The sequence below is a fragment of the Pantoea sp. C2G6 genome, assembly GCF_051336815.1.
Taxonomy (GTDB): Bacteria; Pseudomonadota; Gammaproteobacteria; order Enterobacterales; family Enterobacteriaceae; genus Pantoea.
In genome coordinates this window covers 198,112-216,398 of the sequence record NZ_JBGMNJ010000003.1, presented here as the reverse complement: position 1 = coordinate 216,398, position 18,287 = coordinate 198,112, and the positions used below count along the sequence as shown (strand labels likewise).

General features: G+C 57.6%; 20 protein-coding genes. 9 read left to right on the top strand and 11 right to left on the bottom strand.

Translation table 11 applies throughout. From position 1 onward, the window contains the following. Nucleotides 1–11 precede the first annotated feature (11 nt). Nucleotides 12–893 (top strand): protease HtpX, encoded by an 882-nt coding sequence (gene htpX / locus ACCW71_RS06940; RefSeq protein WP_436370411.1) that lies wholly within the window; start codon nt 12–14, stop codon nt 891–893. A gap of 53 nt (nt 894–946) precedes the next feature. Here the strand turns inward: htpX and ACCW71_RS06935 are convergent, their stop codons facing one another. Then, nucleotides 947–2,320 carry an MFS transporter gene (locus ACCW71_RS06935; protein ID WP_436370409.1) on the bottom strand — a complete coding sequence of 458 codons (1,374 nt, stop codon included), beginning with the start codon at nt 2,318–2,320 and terminating at the stop codon, nt 947–949. Between the two features lie 187 nt (nt 2,321–2,507). Here ACCW71_RS06935 and kdgR point away from each other — a divergent pair, with 187 nt between their 5' ends. Further along, nucleotides 2,508–3,299 (top strand): DNA-binding transcriptional regulator KdgR, encoded by a 792-nt coding sequence (gene kdgR, locus ACCW71_RS06930; protein WP_436370408.1) that lies wholly within the window; start codon nt 2,508–2,510, stop codon nt 3,297–3,299. Nucleotides 3,300–3,326: 27 nt separating this feature from the next. On the opposite strand, the gene ACCW71_RS06925 is transcribed toward kdgR, so the two are convergent. Beyond that, a complete protein-coding gene (locus tag ACCW71_RS06925; protein WP_436370406.1) occupies nt 3,327–3,563 on the bottom strand; it encodes a YobH family protein in 237 nt (78 codons plus the stop codon). A 212-nt stretch (nt 3,564–3,775) separates the two neighbouring features. On the opposite strand from ACCW71_RS06925, the gene ACCW71_RS06920 reads away from it, so the two are divergent. From ACCW71_RS06920 to rlmA, 5 genes are all read left to right on the top strand, one after another. Then, a complete protein-coding gene (locus ACCW71_RS06920) occupies nt 3,776–4,048 on the top strand; it encodes a YebO family protein (RefSeq protein WP_436370404.1) in 273 nt (90 codons plus the stop codon). Nucleotides 4,049–4,066: 18 nt separating this feature from the next. After that, nucleotides 4,067–5,071, top strand: a complete 1,005-nt coding sequence (locus ACCW71_RS06915) for an MBL fold metallo-hydrolase (protein WP_436370403.1) — start codon at nt 4,067–4,069, stop codon at nt 5,069–5,071. 525 nt (nt 5,072–5,596) lie between these two features. Beyond that, entirely contained in the window at nt 5,597–5,671 is a 75-nt protein-coding gene (locus ACCW71_RS06910; protein ID WP_436370538.1) for a DUF2627 domain-containing protein, read from the top strand. 81 nt (nt 5,672–5,752) lie between these two features. Next, a complete protein-coding gene (gene cspE / locus ACCW71_RS06905) occupies nt 5,753–5,962 on the top strand; it encodes a transcription antiterminator/RNA stability regulator CspE (RefSeq protein WP_003852684.1) in 210 nt (69 codons plus the stop codon). Between the two features lie 138 nt (nt 5,963–6,100). After that, complete coding sequence (gene rlmA / locus ACCW71_RS06900; RefSeq protein WP_436370402.1) at nt 6,101–6,910, top strand: 23S rRNA (guanine(745)-N(1))-methyltransferase; 810 nt, start codon at nt 6,101–6,103, stop codon at nt 6,908–6,910. Here rlmA and ACCW71_RS06895 read toward each other — a convergent pair. The 4 genes from ACCW71_RS06895 to manX all read right to left on the bottom strand — a co-directional run bounded on the left by ACCW71_RS06895 (nt 6,907) and on the right by manX (nt 10,147). Then, nucleotides 6,907–7,365: a DUF986 family protein gene (locus tag ACCW71_RS06895; RefSeq protein WP_436370537.1), complete on the bottom strand. Its 459-nt coding sequence runs from the start codon at nt 7,363–7,365 to the stop codon at nt 6,907–6,909. The two genes, rlmA and ACCW71_RS06895, sit on opposite strands and share 4 nt — an antisense overlap. A gap of 91 nt (nt 7,366–7,456) precedes the next feature. Then, complete coding sequence (locus ACCW71_RS06890; protein ID WP_436370400.1) at nt 7,457–8,302, bottom strand: PTS mannose transporter subunit IID; 846 nt, start codon at nt 8,300–8,302, stop codon at nt 7,457–7,459. 15 nt (nt 8,303–8,317) lie between these two features. After that, nucleotides 8,318–9,118 carry a PTS mannose/fructose/sorbose transporter subunit IIC gene (locus ACCW71_RS06885; RefSeq protein WP_436370536.1) on the bottom strand — a complete coding sequence of 267 codons (801 nt, stop codon included), beginning with the start codon at nt 9,116–9,118 and terminating at the stop codon, nt 8,318–8,320. A 66-nt stretch (nt 9,119–9,184) separates the two neighbouring features. Next, nucleotides 9,185–10,147: a PTS mannose transporter subunit IIAB gene (manX, locus tag ACCW71_RS06880; protein WP_436370398.1), complete on the bottom strand. Its 963-nt coding sequence runs from the start codon at nt 10,145–10,147 to the stop codon at nt 9,185–9,187. A gap of 505 nt (nt 10,148–10,652) precedes the next feature. On the opposite strand from manX, the gene ACCW71_RS06875 reads away from it, so the two are divergent. Then, a complete protein-coding gene (locus ACCW71_RS06875; protein WP_436370396.1) occupies nt 10,653–12,224 on the top strand; it encodes a TerC family protein in 1,572 nt (523 codons plus the stop codon). Between the two features lie 112 nt (nt 12,225–12,336). Here ACCW71_RS06875 and ACCW71_RS06870 read toward each other — a convergent pair whose 3' ends face one another. From ACCW71_RS06870 to pabB, 4 genes are all read right to left on the bottom strand, one after another. Beyond that, a complete protein-coding gene (locus ACCW71_RS06870) occupies nt 12,337–13,911 on the bottom strand; it encodes an EAL domain-containing protein (protein WP_436370395.1) in 1,575 nt (524 codons plus the stop codon). Between the two features lie 225 nt (nt 13,912–14,136). Then, nucleotides 14,137–15,501 carry an L-serine ammonia-lyase gene (locus tag ACCW71_RS06865; protein ID WP_436370393.1) on the bottom strand — a complete coding sequence of 455 codons (1,365 nt, stop codon included), beginning with the start codon at nt 15,499–15,501 and terminating at the stop codon, nt 14,137–14,139. Nucleotides 15,502–15,686: 185 nt separating this feature from the next. Next, nucleotides 15,687–16,250, bottom strand: a complete 564-nt coding sequence (locus tag ACCW71_RS06860) for a CoA pyrophosphatase (protein WP_436370391.1) — start codon at nt 16,248–16,250, stop codon at nt 15,687–15,689. Beyond that, the gene (gene pabB, locus ACCW71_RS06855; protein ID WP_436370390.1) at nt 16,234–17,613 is read right to left on the bottom strand and encodes an aminodeoxychorismate synthase component 1; all 1,380 of its coding nucleotides are present in this window, start codon (nt 17,611–17,613) and stop codon (nt 16,234–16,236) included. Before pabB ends, ACCW71_RS06860 begins: the two co-directional genes overlap by 17 nt. Nucleotides 17,614–17,723: 110 nt before the next feature. Here pabB and ACCW71_RS06850 point away from each other — a divergent pair, with 110 nt between their 5' ends. Further along, nucleotides 17,724–17,915, top strand: coding sequence for a YoaH family protein (locus ACCW71_RS06850; protein WP_436370389.1), 192 nt, complete (start codon nt 17,724–17,726; stop codon nt 17,913–17,915). A gap of 12 nt (nt 17,916–17,927) precedes the next feature. Here the strand turns inward: ACCW71_RS06850 and ACCW71_RS06845 are convergent, their stop codons facing one another. Further along, entirely contained in the window at nt 17,928–18,272 is a 345-nt protein-coding gene (locus ACCW71_RS06845; RefSeq protein WP_436370388.1) for a RidA family protein, read from the bottom strand. Between the last annotated feature and the right edge of the window lie 15 nt (nt 18,273–18,287).

Here is an 18,287-nt window from a genome sequence, read left to right as displayed (position 1 = left end):
GATTAACAAATATGATGCGTATTGCTCTTTTCCTGATGACCAACCTGGCTGTGATGTTGGTATTCGGGCTGATTCTCAGCCTGACAGGGATCCAGTCAAGCAGTGTTCAGGGCCTGATGATCATGGCAGGTCTGTTTGGCTTCGGCGGTGCGTTTGTTTCACTGTTGATGTCGAAGTGGATGGCGCTGCGTTCGGTTGGCGGTGAAGTGATTGAACAGCCCCGCAATGAAACGGAGCGCTGGCTGGTGGAGACCATTGGCCGCCAGGCACAACAGGCGGGCATTGCGATGCCGCAGGTGGCGATCTACCACGCACCCGATATTAATGCGTTTGCCACCGGCGCACGGCGCGATGCTTCCCTGGTCGCGGTTTCAACCGGGTTGCTGCAAAATATGAGCCGTGATGAAGCGGAAGCGGTGCTGGCCCATGAAATCTCGCATATCGCCAACGGCGACATGATCACCATGACGCTGATTCAGGGTATCGTGAACACCTTTGTGATTTTCGTTTCACGTATCCTGGCGCAGATTGCGGCGGGCTTTATGTCCGGCAACCGTGATGGTGAAGAGAGCAGCAACGGCAACCCGCTGGTCTATTTTGCGGTGTCGATGGTGCTGGAGCTGGTGTTTGGTATTCTCGCCAGCATTATCACCATGTGGTTCTCACGTCACCGCGAGTTCCATGCCGACGCGGGCTCTGCGAAACTGGTGGGTCGTGAGAAGATGATCGCGGCGTTACAGCGTCTGAAAACCAGCTATGAGCCGCAGGAGCCAGGCAGCATGATGGCGTTCTGTATCAACGGTAAAAACAAGTCATTCAGCGAGCTGTTTATGTCGCACCCGCCGCTAGACAAGCGTATCGAAGCGCTGCGCAGCGGCGAGTATCTGAAATAGAGCTGAGCGAGACAACAAAGGCGACCTGCGGGTCGCCTTTGTTTTTTCTGCGGTCAGCCCGCGCGGCTTTGGGTCATGCGGGAGAGACTGACAAGGGTCGCCAGCGCTGCAAAGCTGCCCGCCAGCAGCAGCGAGGCGTGCGTGCCGCTCTGATCAAACAGATTAAACATCAGCGCCACCAGTGCCGCTCCCATACTCTGACCCAGCAGACGCGCCGTGCCCAGCATGCCGCTGGCACCCCCGCTGCGATGACGCGGCGCAGCGCTGACAATGGTGTGGTTGTTGGGCGACTGAAACAGGCCAAAGCCTGCGCCGCATAACATCATACGCCAGATAATTTCGCCATTGGTGGGATCGGCTGGCAGCCAGGCCAGCGAGAAGAGGCCAGCGGCGAACATGGCCAGCCCGATACCGCCAAGCAGCCCGGCATGCACCCGCTCAATCAACCGGCCAGCGATCGGGGCGAACACCATGGTCGCCAGCGGCCAGGGCGTTAACAGCAAACCGGTTGTCACCTCATCGCGATGCAGGACGTTTTGCAGAAAAAAGGGCAGTGAAACCATCGCCAGCATCTGCGCGCAGAAGGAACAGACTGAGGTGCCCATCGACAGGCTGAAAATCGGAATACGCAGCAGATCGACCGGCAGCAGCGGCACCGCCATATTCAGCTGACGGCGGATAAAGAACCAGCCGACCACCAGCAGGATCAGCACCTGTGACAGCACCAGCAGCCGGCTCTGTCCCTGCGCAAAGCCGCTTAAGGCTGAGATCAGCAGGCCAAAGAACAGGGCGTTCATCACGGCGCTGGGCAGATCAAATTTCTGCGTGGTCGCTTTCTGGGGATTATCGGGCAGGGTACGCAGCGCCAGCCAGAGCGCCACGACGCCCAGCGGCACGTTGATCAGAAACAGCCATTTCCAGCTCGCCACCGAGAGGATCGCCGCGGCCACCGTCGGACCCGCCGCGGTGGAAACCGCCACCACCAGCGAGTTGATCGCCATCCCGCGGCCCAGATGACGCTGCGGGTAGATGATGCGTATCAGCGCCGTATTGACGCTCATCAGCGCCGCCCCGCCAAATCCCTGTAGCACGCGGGCGAACGTCAGCATGTTGAGCGAGGTGGAGAGGGCGCAGAACAGCGAGGTGGCGACAAACAGCGCCAGACCAGCCTGATAGATGCGGCGATAGCCCAGCATGTCGCCGAGAAAGGAGAGTGACAGCAGCGAGACGATAATCGCAATCTGATAGGCGTTGACGATCCAGATGGACTGCGCCGGACTGGCATTCAGTTCACGCGAAATAGTCGGCAGCGCGATGTTGGCGATGGCACCATCCAGCACGGCCATGGTAATGCCCAGCGCGATGGTCAGAATCGCCAGGTAGCGTTGTGGTGCAGGTAATCCGTCCTGAGACGCGGAGAGTGTCATAAGCTGGTTACTAAAGAGAGTGAATATCATCATGCTAATCAAGTTGTCGCCGAAATGCAGCGTCCGGGCTGACAATAATATGTCTTAAAATATGACTTAATGGTTAAAGCATTGCTGCAACTTGCTGCCTCACTCTATACTGACAGCTCGTTCCATTTTTTTTGAAACAGGTTTAACAAGGTGCGCAATGTCCTCTGCTGAAAATGATAAACAGCCTGATTCGGTCTCCTCGGTACTGAAAGTGTTCGGTATCCTCCAGGCGCTGGGTGAAGAGCGGGATCACGGTATTACCGAACTCGCGCAACGTGTGATGATGTCCAAGAGCACCGTCTATCGCTTCCTTCAGACCATGAAGTCGCTGGGCTACGTGACCCAGGAGGGAGAGAGCGAAAAGTACTCGCTGACGCTGAAACTGTTTGAGCTGGGTGCCAAAGCGCTGCAAAACGTCGATTTAATTCGCAGTGCGGATTTGCAGATGCGGGAGTTGTCGCGCCTGACCAAAGAGACCATTCACCTCGGTGCGCTGGAAGAGGACAGCATTGTCTACATCCATAAAATCGACTCGCTCTATAACCTGCGGATGTATTCGCGCATCGGCCGCCGCAATCCGTTGCACACCACCGCCATCGGTAAGGTGCTGCTCGCCTGGCGTGATCGCAGTGAAGTGGAGGAGATCCTGCGCGACGTGGAGTTTAAACGCAGCACCGCCAGGACGCTGTTAAGCGCCGGGGCGCTGCTTGAGGCGCTGGACCAGGTCAAAATTCAGGGCTATGGCGAAGATAACGAAGAGCAGGAAGAGGGACTACGCTGCATCGCGGTGCCGGTGTTCGACCGCTTTGGGGTGGTGATTGCCGGCCTCAGCATCTCTTTTCCCACCATTCGCTTTTCAGAGGATGCACGACAGGATTACGTGGCGATGCTGCACCGGGCGGCACGCACCGTGTCAGCCGAAATGGGCTATCACGACTATCCCTTCTGAGTGCGGCGGGCCTGCTGGCCCGCAGCCTTAATTATCGATAACCTCGACGCTCTTCTTCAGCAGCGGACAGTCGCTGACCCCTACCACGCCACTGTCAGTATGCAGATACTGAGCACTGATCACGCCGCGCGCCGTGAGATAGCTGCATTGCAGCCCCAGCCCGGCCGCGTTCTTCGTACTGCCGGTTAATACGCCATAGCCGGTAAACAGCATTGCCAGCCAGATCACGGCCAGCAATCCTACCGTCCGAACAAACAGTTTCATATTGTCTCCTTGAAATCGATCACGCAGCGCTCCACCTGCTGCGACGGGTTATGCGGCTACCAGCATGCCTCCCTTTACCGCTGGAATCGATCAGAGATAACTGAAACGGCATAATCTGCATTACTGCTTCGCCCATTATCTTTTGCAGCCGCGACAGGTAGAATGTGAGGCTGTCATGTTTTTGGTGTTTCACTCAGGTTTATGAGGCAGTTATGAATGAGTTAGCCGCAAATGCGGGGCCGCTGGTCAGCTATGGCCTGCTGGTCATTATTTTGATTGTGGCCTTTATCGCCTGGTTCTTTGTTAACCGGGCCAGCGTGCGGGCCGGTGAGCATATCCGCTTACTGGAGCAGCTGCTGGAGGAGCAGAAGAAGCAGAACCAGCTGCTGCGCCGTCTGGTTGAACTTCAGCCCGGCGCAGAGGTGAAAAAGAGCGATGACGATCAGGATAAGCGCGATTTCATCCGGCTGATCCCGGAACGTTAATCAGGGCCGGGAGGCGGCATGGCATGGAGAAATCCGTGGTACGACAGCAGCAAAGCGCACCATACCCCAACCGGATTCTGTAACCCGGAAGGAGACTCGCGCCAGCCAGGAGATTTGAAACGCTGGCGTGAGGAACGCAAGGCGCAGGGTCTGCCGCGGCCGCCGCAGCAGGGCTATGACGCTTTTGCCGATCAATGGTGGCAGCCCGCCGATTTAAGGGGGGACGACGATCGCATCTGGTGGCTGGGCCATGCCGCCGTGTTGTTAAGGATCAAACAGCAATATCTGCTGATCGATCCCGCGCTCTCGTCGCGCGCCTCGCCGCTGCCTTTTGCCGGGCCGCGGCGTAAGACGCCTTCGCCACTCAATCTGGCCGATCTGCCACGGCTGGATGCGGTGCTGGTCTCACATAACCACTACGACCATCTTGATCGGGCAAGCGTAAAAGTGATTGTCCGGCATTTCCCGCAGGCGACCTTTATTGTGCCGCTGGGTCTGGCTGCCTGGTGCCGCCGACAGGGGGTGAAACAGGTGCATCAGCCCGACTGGTGGCAGTCGCTTTCGCTGGGCGATATCACCATCGACGCGGTTCCGGCACGCCACTGGAGTATGCGCACCCTGCGCGACAGAAACCGCTCACTCTGGTGTGGCTGGGTGGTGCGATGTGGCTCGCTGCGCTTCTGGTTTTCAGGCGACAGCGGCTATTCAGCGCGGCTGCTGGAGATCCCTGAACGTTTAGGGCCTTTCAACCTGGCCGCGTTACCGATAGGCGCTTACGCACCAAAATGGTTCATGGCGGCTCAGCATATGGACCCGGATCAGGCCGTTTCGCTGTGGCAGGCGGCAGGCAGACCGCTGACGCTGCCGATTCACTGGGGGGTGTTTGAGCTGGCTGACGAGTCGCTGGATGCCCCGCCCGCCGAGCTGGCAGATGCGCTGCGCCGGGCAAATGAGCCAGATGGCGGCTTTTCTCCCTGGCGAATAGGGGAGAGCCGCCCGCTGGATAATGTCGACCAGGAATAGTCTTAAGGCGTCCGGGATAAAATAAACCTGTCCCGTTTTAATCTGACATCAATTGTTCATATCGAAAGTTAACTTTTTAATAAGCTGCGTGAGTATCTCTGCTTTTATTTGGAGCAAGGCTAATGTATTGCTCCTGCTTTTGGTGCAGAAAAGCGATTACCTGTACGAAATAAATCTCGCTGTACAGAATTGCCGGGGGTTAAATGCCACATTGGTCGCTGCCGCTTCGCTTATTAATTCGGCGATTGCCATATTTATGCAATATTAAATTCTTATGTTATCCATCAGGTTATGCCGCAGGATAAAGCGAAAGCCGGGCACAGATCGCCGCAACGCCGCCGCGGGAATAGCCGCATGCCTTATTTGGCGGCGCAGTCGGGTATCACTGCTGAAGCCTCGGCAACAGGCAATGTGAGCGTTCTGGCAATTGTGCGCAAAGCCTCACGGAGGCTTTAAAAATGGCTTGCCATTATTTTTAGGATATGTGATAACAATTCGTGGGTTAAACGAGGTACAGTTCTGTTTATGCATGGCATCTTCAGTAAAGAAGTTTCGAGTAAAAACGTTGACGTTGAATACCGCTTCCTTGCCGAACCTTAATTAGTGCCTCATGCAGTAATGTCTCTGGTTTTTCTGTAAGACAGCCTTCGGGCTAAATAAACATCTAAAGGAATTTGCAAAATGGCAAAGATTAAAGGTCAGGTTAAGTGGTTCAACGAGTCTAAAGGTTTTGGTTTTATCACTCCTGCTGACGGTAGCAAAGATGTGTTCGTACACTTCTCCGCTATCCAGGGCAACGGTTTCAAAACCCTGGCCGAAGGCCAAAGCGTTGAGTTCGAAATTCAGGACGGCCAGAAAGGCCCAGCGGCAGTTAACGTTACCGCTATCTGATTCAACTCCGATGCCGGTGCTCAGCACCCTGACATGGAATCTTAAAGCCCTGGCTGAATAGCCGGGGCTTTGTTTATGCTTCCGATGCGTAAACGTTAAGGTTACACTGCGCCGCGTTATCTGTTGCCGGAGTGCCCCATGTCGCTGATTTGTCCCCTTTGTCATTCTCCTCTCTCTTTCACTGAACGCAGCTGGTGCTGTGAAAACCGTCATCAGTTTGACCAGGCCAAAGAGGGCTACGTCAATCTGCTGCCCGTTCAGCATAAACGGTCACGTGAGCCGGGTGACAGCGCAGAGATGATGCAGGCGCGACGGGAGTTTCTTGAGGCGGGCTACTATCAGCCGCTGCGCGATCGCGTGGTGAGTCTGCTGGCGGAATCACTGACGCTGCCGCAGAGCCAGATTCTGGATATTGGCTGCGGGGAGGGGTACTACACCGCGGCCCTGGCGGAGGCGGCTGGCGAGGCCGGTCAGGTCTATGGCCTGGATGTGGCGAGAATGGCGATCCGGCTGGCCGCAAAGCGCTATCCTGCGGTGCGTTTCTGCGTCGCCTCCAGTCAGCGCTTACCCTTTGCGGATGGCTCACTGGATGCGATTGTACGTATCTACGCTCCCTGTAATGAAGCGGAACTGGCGCGGGTGCTGAAGCCCGGCGGTATCGTGCTGACTGTTACCCCTGGCCCGCACCATTTACAGCAGTTCAAGGCGCTGATCTACCGTGAGGTGCAGCTACATGCGCCGGAACAGAAAGATTATCCGGGATTCCGCCAGCTGGCGCAGCACACGCTGCACTATCCGATGACGCTGACCGGCGCGGACGCCACCACGTTATTGCAGATGACCCCTTTCGCCTGGCGGGCACGGGACGATGTCTGGCAGACGCTGCATCAGAGCGTGCAGTTCAGCTGTGATGCTGACTTTACCCTGATGCTCTGGCAGCGCGACTAGCGCGCCTCTACCAGCGTAGTGTAAATCCGCTCCAGATCGTCGAGCTGCTGCACCGCGATGAGCAGCCGGCGCTGTTCAAGCTGGATCACCAGAATGCCATCCTCAGAGAGATTCATTCCCTGAATCCGCCGGTAGTCGATCCATACCCCGGCGTAAAACAGCCCCTCACTCTTCATCAGCAGCTTTGGCCGACGCAGCCAGAAGAGCCAGAACGCCAGAAAGCTCAGCACCATCAGCAGTGAGGTGGTGAGCTGCGGACCCTGATGGCTGATGTTGTTCCAGAGCAGAATCAGCAACAGCCCGATAAAAATCAGGCTGTCGATTTTGTGCTGTCGGCGCAGGGCCACCCGTAAGCGGGTCGGGCCGCGCCGCCGGGGCAGTATCACCTCGTCATAGATCGCAAAGAGCAGCAGGGCGGCGATGCAGCACGCCATCAATAGGTCGGTTAAGGACATCACATCTACCTCAAACAGGGTGAGATCAGCCACTCACGGCTCAGCTCACCACGCTTAAAAAACCGGGAGCCTGCGCTCCCGGTCAGCTGAACTACAGACCAAGCAGGCCGATCCAGTAGCCAAAGATACCGATGGCAAAGAAGCCGACGATGATCCACAGCGCATTCACTTTGCGACGTAACAGCCACATACAGGCAAAGGTCAGCAGCAGCGGCACCACCCCAGGCATCAACTGATCCAGGATCGACTGAACCGTGGTAACGGTGGTTTTGCCGGTGGAATCGGTAATACGTGACACCACCAGCGGGATGTTGACATGGGTCCACTTGTTAACCAGCGCCCCCATGACAAACAGGCCCAGAATCGAGGCGCCCTCCGTCAGTTTTTGCAGGAAACCGCCGCCCATATCGCTGACAATATCGATCCCTTTGCGGTAGCCATAGGCCACCCCGTAGTAGCGGGTCAGCAGGCGCGCCAGGTTAAACAGCACAAAGAACAGCAGGGGACCGAGCAGGCTACCGCTCATCGCAATCCCCGCCCCCAGCGCGGCAAACACCGGACGCACCGTACCCCAGAAGATCGGGTCACCAACGCCCGCCAGCGGACCCATCAGGCCGACTTTCAGGCCGTTAATCGCACCGTCGTCAATGGGTGCGCCATTGGCACGCTGCTCTTCCATCGCCATGGTGACGCCCAGCACCGGCGCGGCCACATAAGGATGGGTGTTAAAGAACTCCAGGTGGCGCTTAATCGCCTGCTTACGCTCATCGTTGTTCTCAGGATAGAGACGGCGGATCACCGGCACCATCGAGAAGCAGAAGCCCAGCGCCTGCATACGTTCAAAGTTCCACGATCCCTGAAACAGGTTCGAGCGCATAAAGACGGCCCGCACATCGCCCGGTGTCAGTTTCTTTTCGACTTTCGTAATATCAACCATGTGCTCACCTGTTCCTTAATCGAGTTCGTTATCAAGATCGTTTGCAGCCGCCGGGCCGGAAGCCTCACCCGCCACACGGTTATATTTCGGACTGAGCTGGATATACAGCACCGCCATCACCACGCCGATCACGCCCAGCGCCACCAGGTTAAAGTTGGTGAAGGCCGCAGTGACGAAGCCGAGGTAGAAGAACGGCATCAGGTAGCCGGCGCGCATCATGTTGATGACCATCGCGTAACCAACCACCACAATCATGCCACCCGCGATATTCAGACCGTTGGTGACCACTTCAGGGATCGAACTGAGCAGGGCATGGACAGCGCTGGTGCCGACCGAGATCGCCACAATCAGCGCCGGGATAGCGATACGCATCGCCTGTAACAGCAGGGCGGAGACGTGGATCCAGGAGATGGCCGTGAGGTTGCCTTTTTCTGCCGCTTTATCCGCGGCGTGCTGGAAGGCGACCGTCAGGGTACGCACAATAATAGTCAGTACCTGTCCGGCGGCAGCCAGCGGAATGGCCAGCGCGATACCGGCACCGACGCTCTGACCGCCAGCGATAACCAGGATGGTGGAGATAATCGAGGCGAGGGCGGCATCGGGTGCCACGGCGGCACCGATATTCATCCAGCCCAGCGCGATCATCTCCAGCGTACCCCCGATGATAATGCCGGTTTTCATATCACCCAGCACCACCCCAATCAGGGTACAGGCCACCAGCGGTCGGTGAAACTGGAACTCATCCAGAATCGACCCCATACCGGCAATACAGGCGACAATAAAGATTAAAATAATTTGTAGCGTGGTTATTTCCATCATGCTTCTTGTCCTCAGCGGGATAACGAAAATGCGCCCGGAAATGCAGGCGCCGATGGCGCTCGGTTACGCATTGACTTTCGCAATCAGATCCATCATTTTCAGCTTCTGGTCACTGGATACTTTACGGACTTCCAGTTCGATATTGCGCTCGTTGAGTTTGCGGAATGCGGCAATATCTTTCTCATCGACCGAGACGGCATTGTTGACCTGGGTTTTGCCCTGGCGAAACGCCATTCCTCCAATGTTGACCGATTTAATATCGACGCCCTGTTCCACCACGCGCAGCACATCGGTGGGGTTGGTAAACAGCAGCATCACCCGATCCTGACCATATTTGGGGTTATTCCAGACCCTGACCATCTTATCGACATCCACCACATGCGCCGTCACGCCTGGCGGGGCTACCTGCGTCAGCAGCGTTTTACGCACATGGTCGTTGGCGACCTCATCGCTGACCACGATAATGCGCTGAACGTTGGTCTCTTTGGTCCAGCGCGTCGCCACCTGGCCATGTATCAGACGATCATCAATACGTGCCAGCCCGATCTTCATATGGTCGCCTGGCGCCATCGGCTTAACCGGTTGCGGAGCCGCGGCCGGTTTCGCGGCCGCCGGAGCCGGTGCGGCCTCTTTAGCCTTCAGCGCCTTCACCCCTTCACGGCCGGTTTCCACCGCCACGGCGACCAGCGCGTCAAAGCCCGGATTGTCGTCACGCGCCATCAGGGTTTCGACCAGCATCGGGATATTGACCCCGGCCACCACCTCATACTGCGGCTTATCGACCACGAGACGGCTGGCCGCGTTAAACGGGCTGCCTCCCCAGGTATCGACCAGAAACAGCACGCCCTGGGTGGTATCCAGTTCTGCCAGTCGCGCCTGATATTTTTCAATCAATGTTTCTGCGTTTTCGCCAGGGACAAAGTCGATCCAGCCAACATTGTCCTGCTCGCCTAACAGCATCTCTGCTGTTTTCAGCAATTGCTCTGCTGCCCAGCCGTGTGTACCAATTACAATCGCAATGGTCACTTGCTACCTCCGTTTGCTAGAGAAGCTCATCTGAGTAAATGAACCCACGTCGTGCTGATTCAGTGCTCTGCACGACAGGGTGAGTCGAATAAGGGGGTTACCCTCGAAAAATCATTGGTTAACTACATTACGGCGGTAAAGTCGCGATTTATTTTAGTGAGCGAAAAAATAAATTTTGTGATGGCTGTCTCCTATTCAGCGGCTGATGAAGTCAGCGACCTTTTTTATGCGCCGGATCATCTCTGCGGCAAATTGTAAAAATAAGAAAATTTTTTGACGCAAATCGCCCACCTGATACATTAACGTTCTGTTTATTACTCAGGAGTAACGGGCTTCAGCCCACCTTTATGGATCGTCACCGACGTCGCTTATTCTGTTATTTGCCTCTGCTGGCGCATCACCTATCGCCTGACGGCGTTTCCACTTCTTTCCCTACTGCCCGCCTGCCACGCCTCGTTGCGCGGTTAGCTGACGGCTCACGCTTTTCCCTGTTCAGGAGTCACTAATGGAATTTTTATTCGACCCCTCAATCTGGGCGGGTCTGCTGACGCTTGTGGTACTGGAAATCGTACTGGGTATTGATAACCTGGTGTTTATCGCTATCCTGGCCGACAAACTGCCGCCGAAACAGCGCGATAAAGCGCGCATCATCGGCCTGTCGCTGGCGCTGGTGATGCGACTGGGGCTGCTGTCGCTGATCTCATGGATGGTCACGCTGACCACACCTCTGTTTAGCGTAGGCGGTTTCAGCTTTGCCGGTCGTGATTTAATTCTGCTGGCGGGCGGTCTGTTTCTGCTGTTTAAGGCCACGATGGAACTGCACGAAAGGCTGGAGAACCGGCAGCTCGACGGCTCCGCCAATCGCGGCTATGCCAGTTTCTGGGCGGTGGTGACGCAGATTGTGGTGCTGGACGCGGTCTTCTCGCTGGATGCGGTGATTACCGCCGTGGGGATGGTCAACCATCTGCCGATAATGATGACCGCGGTGGTGATAGCGATGGGCGTGATGCTGCTCGCCTCGAAGCCGTTAACCAACTTTGTTAACGCGCACCCTACCGTGGTGGTGCTCTGCCTGAGCTTCCTGCTGATGATCGGCCTGTCGCTGGTGGCGGAAGGCTTTGGTTTCCATATTCCTAAAGGCTACCTCTACGCGGCGATTGGCTTCTCGATTCTGATCGAGCTGTTTAACCAGATTGCGCGGCGTAACTTTATTCGCCATCAGTCGCACCGTCCGATGCGTGAGCGCACCGCGGAGGCGATTCTGCGGCTGATGGGAGGGCGTAACCGCGCCCAGACAGCCAGCAATAACAGCGGCGGCGAAGAGTCCGCCCTGACGGAAGCGATGCCGCAGGAAGCGTTTAAAGATGAAGAGCGTTACATGATCAACGGGGTGCTGACGCTGGCTTCCCGTTCGATCCGCAGCATCATGACGCCGCGCGGGGAAATCTCCTGGGTGGACGCCCATCGGCCGGTCGATGAAATCCGCGACCAGCTGCTCGACACGCCGCACAGCCTGTTCCCGGTGTGTCGCGGTGAACTGGATGAGATCATCGGCGTGGTGCGCGCCAAAGAGCTGCTGGTGGCGCTGGATCATGGCGTTGATGTGGCGACGTTCGCGGCGAGTACCCCGACCATTGTGGTGCCGGAGACGCTCGACCCAATCAACCTGCTAGGCGTGCTGCGCCGGGCCAAAGGCAGCTTTGTGATTGTCACCAATGAGTTTGGCGTGGTGCAGGGCTTAATTACCCCGCTGGACGTGCTGGAAGCGATCGCGGGTGAGTTCCCGGATGAAGATGAAACCCCGGACATCATTGCGGATGGCGATGGCTGGTTAGTGAAGGGCGGCACCGATCTGCACTCGCTGCAACAGCTGCTCGATTTCCATGAGCTGGTTGATCCCAATGAGGATCACGCTTCGCTGGCGGGACTGCTGATTGCACAGAAGGGGCAATTACCGCTGCCCGGTGATGTGATTGATATTACGCCGCTGCACTTCCAGATTATCGAGGCGACCGATTACCGCATCGATCTGGTGCGGGTTACCAAAGATAAGCCGCACGACGACGAAGAGGAGTAACCGGGCAGGCGCGCCTTGCGCCAGCCTCTCCCTGACAGCCGCGGCCGGTATGGCGCGGCTGTTTTCATTTCTGCGTCACGCGCGCTGCGCAGAGGCGGGCAGAGCCGCCGCTTCAGGCGATCTCTTCCGGTATGGCCTCTCCGCGATGCTGCGCCAGCCACGCCGGAAACGCGCCCAGCGGCATCGGCCGGGCATAATAGTATCCCTGCAAATGATCCACGCCGCGCTCGCGCAGGTAGGCCGCCTGCTCAGCGGTTTCCACCCCTTCGGCCACCAGGCTGATATTCAGACGCTGGGCCAGCGAAATGACCATATCGGTCACCGTGGCGTTAATCGCGTCGGTCCCGATGGCGGCGGTGAAAATCTTGTCAATTTTCAGCACGTCGGGCTGGAGATCTTTCAGATAGGAGAGCGAACTGTGGCCAGTGCCAAAATCATCAATCGCCAGCCTGACGCCAATCTCATGCAGCTGGGTAATCACCCGCTGATCGACCACCGGCAGCGCGTCGCGTTCAGTTAACTCCACAATCAGGGTCGGCACCGGGTTCGCGGGCCACCAGATATTCTGCAAATCCTCAAGAATGGCGCGGTCCCGGAAATGGCTGGCAGCGACATTAACGGCGATATGAAAAGCGGGGTCATCCGGTAACTGCGGCAGCTGGCGCACCACCTCATTCAGCACAAAGCGCGTCAGCGGCCGGATCAGATTCTGACGCTCCGCCAGCGGGATAAAGACATCCGGTGCAATCCAGCCCTGACGGGCGTTATGCCAGCGCAGCAGCAGCTCTATCCCGTCGCACTCGCCGCTTTTGCCATTAATCAGCGGCTGGCAATAGACCATAAACTCGTTTGCCGTGATGCCATAGCTGATCTGCCAGCTCAGACTCATGCGATTGGCGGTGGCCAGCCAGACGATATAGCCCATCAGCAAACTGAGCAGCAGCGCCAGCGGCAGCTGTGAGGGCAGGGTGTTCAGCGCCAGCCGCGTCGGCGATGGGCCATACAGCGTCAGGGTAAAGGGATAACGCAGCGAGCCCTGTTCATAGCTCACTTCATCCTCGGATGGCTGCGTGGGTTCAATCAGCGGGTTGCCATACTCCAGGCTCTCACCGTTGACATTAAACACGGCACGCTCCACCCACGGCAGCTGCGGCTCCAGCAGATAATTACTCATCATTTCAATGTTAATCACCTGCAAAATGCCGGCGCGGTTGTTCAGGCTCTTCGGCGTCCAGAGCAACAGCACCGGGGAGCCTTTCAGCAGGTATTGATCGGTGGCGAGCGTCATACGCTGGCCGTTAAAGGCCAGGTCGGGGTAAGTCTGACTAAAGGGAATGGCGCGCGGGCCATAGACACTGGAGCAGTAGAGATTATCGTCATCCACCAGCAGGATCGCCCGGACAGTTTGCAGGGTGGAGATTTTTTCAATCAGCGGGAAACGCACCTGATTACAGGAAACGCCCACCAGCCCCAGCATATTATTGGCTGAGACCTCAAGTGGCGAAAACATCCGGTCAAAGCGCGAAATGGCCTTGTCGGCAAAATCCATCGCCTGCTGTTCGATACGTGACTTCTCTTCGAAATAGCGAAAGGCCAGCGTCAGAACAAGCACCACGCTGGCGATGAACAGGGCGATCAGCAAACGCTTGCGTCTGAATTGTCCAACAAATGGCCGGGCCATAAACATCAGTATCCACCTTCCCAAAAAGCCAGAAAAAGCAAAAATTAACGGGGTTAATATCGGCACGGCCAGGTCAATATTGAGGCCGGGATGCAGAAAAGCGGGTCTGGAAAAGCGGCGCAGACCGGACGGCTGCGCGGAAATCACTCTACCGTTTAAACCTGCGCTGAGATAGCGCAGGAGACGGATTTTCTTACGTTTGCACGTTATTTAAACATTCGGGCGTGTCGGTTAATCGCACTGCACTTTGATCGCCAGACCACCCCGGGAGGTTTCCCGATATTTGGCGTTCATATCTTTGCCGGTTTCATACATCGTCTCGATCACTTTATCCAGCGAGACGCGCGGCTCGCTGGTGCGGCGCAGCGCCATGCGCGCCGCGTTGATTGCCTTCACCGAGGCGATGGCGTTGCGCTCAATGCAGGGCACCTGAACCTGACCGGCCACCGGATCGCAGGTCAGACCGAGGTTATGCTCCATACCAATTTCCGCCGCCACGCAGACCTGCTCCGGGCTGCCGCCCAGCAGCTCCGCCAGACCCGCCGCCGCCATGGAGCAGGCGACACCCACTTCCCCCTGACAGCCCACCTCGGCCCCGGAGATCGAAGCGTTCATTTTATACAGCACGCCGATCGCGCCGGAGGCGAGGAAATAGCGCAGAAAAATATCGGGCGTCACCGGTTCGATAAAGTGATCGTAGTAAGCCAGCACCGCAGGGACGATGCCACAGGCGCCGTTGGTCGGTGCGGTCACCACCCGGCCGCCCGCGGCGTTCTCTTCGTTAACCGCCAGTGCGTACATATTGATCCAGTCGATGACGATCATCGGATCGCTGGAGTGCTTGTTGGAGGAGGTCAGCAGCCGGCGCAGCGAGGCGGCGCGACGCGGCACCCGTAGCGGTCCGGGCAGCACGCCTTCGGTATTCAGGCCGCGATCGATACAGGCCTGCATCGTCTGCCAGATGGTGGTGAAGTAGGCGTGGATTTGATCGCGGCTGTGCAGAGCCAGCTCATTCTTCATCACCAGTCCCGACAGCGAGAGGCCGGTTTCACGGCAGTGCGCCAGCAGCTCTTTGGCGGAGTGGAACGGCCAGGGCACAGAGACTTCGTCCAGCGCCGACTGACCAAAATGCTCTTCATCGACAATAAAACCGCCGCCCACCGAATAGTAGGTTTTGGAGAGGATCAGCAGGTCACCAGCAAAGGCCAGCAGACGCAGGCCGTTTTCATGCAGCGAAAGGTTTTCACTGCGAAACACCATGCCGCCTTCGCGCGGGAAATCGACCTCATGCGCGCCGTTGGCCAGCAACAGGCGCTCACGCTGCTCAACATCTTTAATAAAAGCGGGAATGGCATCAATATCTACCGTGTCGGGTGATTCGCCCGCCAGACCCATAATAATGGCAATATCGGTGTGGTGGCCTTTACCGGTTAACGAGAGCGAACCGTAGACATCAACCGCAATCCGGGTCACATCCTGTAGCTTTCCCTGTTCGCACAGCAAATCCACAAACTGTTTCCCCGCTTTCATCGGGCCAACAGTGTGCGAACTTGATGGGCCAATGCCCACTTTGAACATGTCGAAAACACTAATCACAGGTGACACTCCTCACAATTATTATCAGTCTGCCGGGGCAGTTTATGGCGCTAATAGTAATGGTCATGCACCGGAAAAGAGCAGCTTTTCGCATGAAATAAACTTATCAAAACCGATAGAAAAAATTATAGCGCAGCCAGACCGGGTGCTGGCCGCTGATGAACAGGAAATAAGCAAAGCGAGGTTTAAAAGGCGATCTGCTCACTCAGCGAGCGGATGATCCCGGCGGTCATGCCCCAGACCAGGTAATCCTGATAGCGTGACAGCCAGACCGGATGCCGCACCCCGGCGCGATGCACCTCCAGCGCGCTGTAGCGGCTGAGCTGTAACGCCTCGGCGAGCGGCATCTCAAAGGCGCTGCTGACCTCATCGGGATTGAGCGCTAACCGCAGATCGGCCGGAATGATGGCCAGCACCGGCGTGACCTGAAAGCCGGTGCTGCTGGTGACCGCAGGCAGCGCGCCCAGCACCTCGACCTGCTGCGGATCGATGCCGACCTCTTCCTGCGCCTCGCGCAGCGCAGTGGCGATCAGAGAGCTGTCAGTCTCATCCTGCATCCCGCCAGGAAAGGCCACCTGTCCGGCATGTTTACGCAGGGCGCGGGAGCGCTGGGTCAGTAGCAACCCCGGCTCAGGCCGCGCTACAACCGGCACCAGCACCGCGGCATGACGACCCGACAACCGCTGGCTGCTGCGTGCCGGCTGCTGTAACAGAAACCGGCTGCGGAAGGCGTCAAGCGTCAGCGCCATCTGCCCCTCCCATCTGTTCCAGCGCCGGTAAAATCCGGCTGACTTTATCCAGCGTTTCCTGATACTCCGCCGCCATATCACTGTCCGCCACGATACCGCCGCCTGCGGCGCAGTAGAGCTGCTGACCTTCCGCAATCAGGGTACGGATGGTGATGCTGCTATCCATCCGGCCACACAGACTGAGATAGCCGATGCTGCCACACCAGGCATTGCGGCGCTGCGGCTCCAGCTCATCAATAATCTCCATCGCCCGAATCTTCGGGGCGCCGGTGATCGAGCCGCCAGGGAAACAGGCGCGCAGCAGATCGGTCGCTTGCAGAGCGGCGGGCAGTTCAGCCCGTACCGTACTCACCAGATGATGAACCGCGGGGAAGGGCTCTACCGCAAACAGCTGCGGAACGCTGACGGAGCCAGGCAGCGCCACGCGGCCAATGTCGTTACGCAGCAAATCGACAATCATCAGGTTCTCAGCGCGATCCTTCTCAGCAAGACGCAGCGACTCAGCCTGCTGCGCATCAGCAACCGGATCGGCGCAGCGCGGACGGGTGCCTTTAATCGGGCGGGTCTCGATCTGTTTTTCATTCAGCGACAGAAAGCGCTCTGGCGACAGGCTAAGGATCACGCTGTCGGGCAGACGCAGAAAGGCGCTGAACGGGGCGCGGTTGGCGGCGTTCAGCGCACAGAACGCCTGCCACTCATCGCCCTGGTAACCCGCCTGAAAACGCTGCGCGAGGTTAACCTGATAGCAGTCACCCGCCTGAATGTAAGCCTGCACCGCGGCAAACCGCGCGGCATACTCCGCATAGCTCAGATTCGCCTGCCAGCGGCTGGTGAGTGAAAAAGGTTCAGGATGGCGGTCGGGCCATTGCGCCAGCCAGGCGGCGCGGCCCTGCACATCCTGCAACGCCACCAGCGTCAGGGTCTGCTGCTGGTGGTCGGCGATTAATGCCCAGTCATAGATTCCTACGGCCATATCCGGCGTGGTGAGATCGGCGGCGGCCTGCTGCGGCAGGGATTCAAAGCGGCGGCCGAGATCGTAACCAAACAGACCCAGCGCACCGCCCTGAAACGGCAGGCTGGCATTGGCGGCGGGCCTGATGCCCAGCGCATTACACTGCTGCTGCACCAGAAGCAGCGGATCGGCAGTGGATTCAACCGTGCCGCCGGCGCTGTGGAGGGTTGTCACCGCCCCGCGCGTAACCAGGGTGGTGCGCGGATCGGCGGTCAGAATATCAAAGCGGGTATCACTGTGATCGGCATGACCGGAGGAGAGCAGCATCGCCCAGGGCAGATGGGCAAGGGCGGCGAAACGCTGTTCAGTCGCGTCCGGGGTATAATCAAGGCTGAGGGTTTCTACAATCATCGGGCAGAGAAATCAGAGAGCAAAGAGGCGGTCAGACTGACATATTTTTTCCTGACTGGCACCTGTTTGTTCGGCGTGGGATACTGTCCGGCCCAAAGCAGGAGTGAAACATGTTTATAGGATTACCGGCTCTCTCTCATGAGCAGCAACAGCAGGCCGTCGAGCGGATTCAGGAGCTAATGGCGGGTGGACTGTCGAGTGGTGAAGCGATCGCCCAGGTGGCGCAGGAAATTCGACAGACTCACAAGGGTGAACAGATTCGGGCGCTTTTCGACGACGACGAAGAGGACGAAGAGGCGTAGCGCCCGGCGTGATTAGCGTGCGGCGATGATTTTAATCTCAACCCGGTACTTCGGGTTCATCAATGCGGCCTGAACCGTGCAGCGCACCGGCGCGTTGCCGGGCGAGACCCAGGCGTCCCAGGCGCGGTTCATGGCGGGCAGATCGGCCTTGTCCACCAGAAACAGCGTCGCATCAAGAATTTTACTTTTATCGCTGCCGAGCCGCGTCAGTATGGCATCAATTACCGCCAGCGCGTTGGCGGTCTGCGCTTCGGTGTCGGCGTCCAGATTCTCTGGCACGCTGGTATAATAGATGGTGTCGTTGTGAATGACGGCTTCGGACATGCGGTGTTCTGGATCAATACGGGTAATGCTCATCGTTTTCTCCCTGAT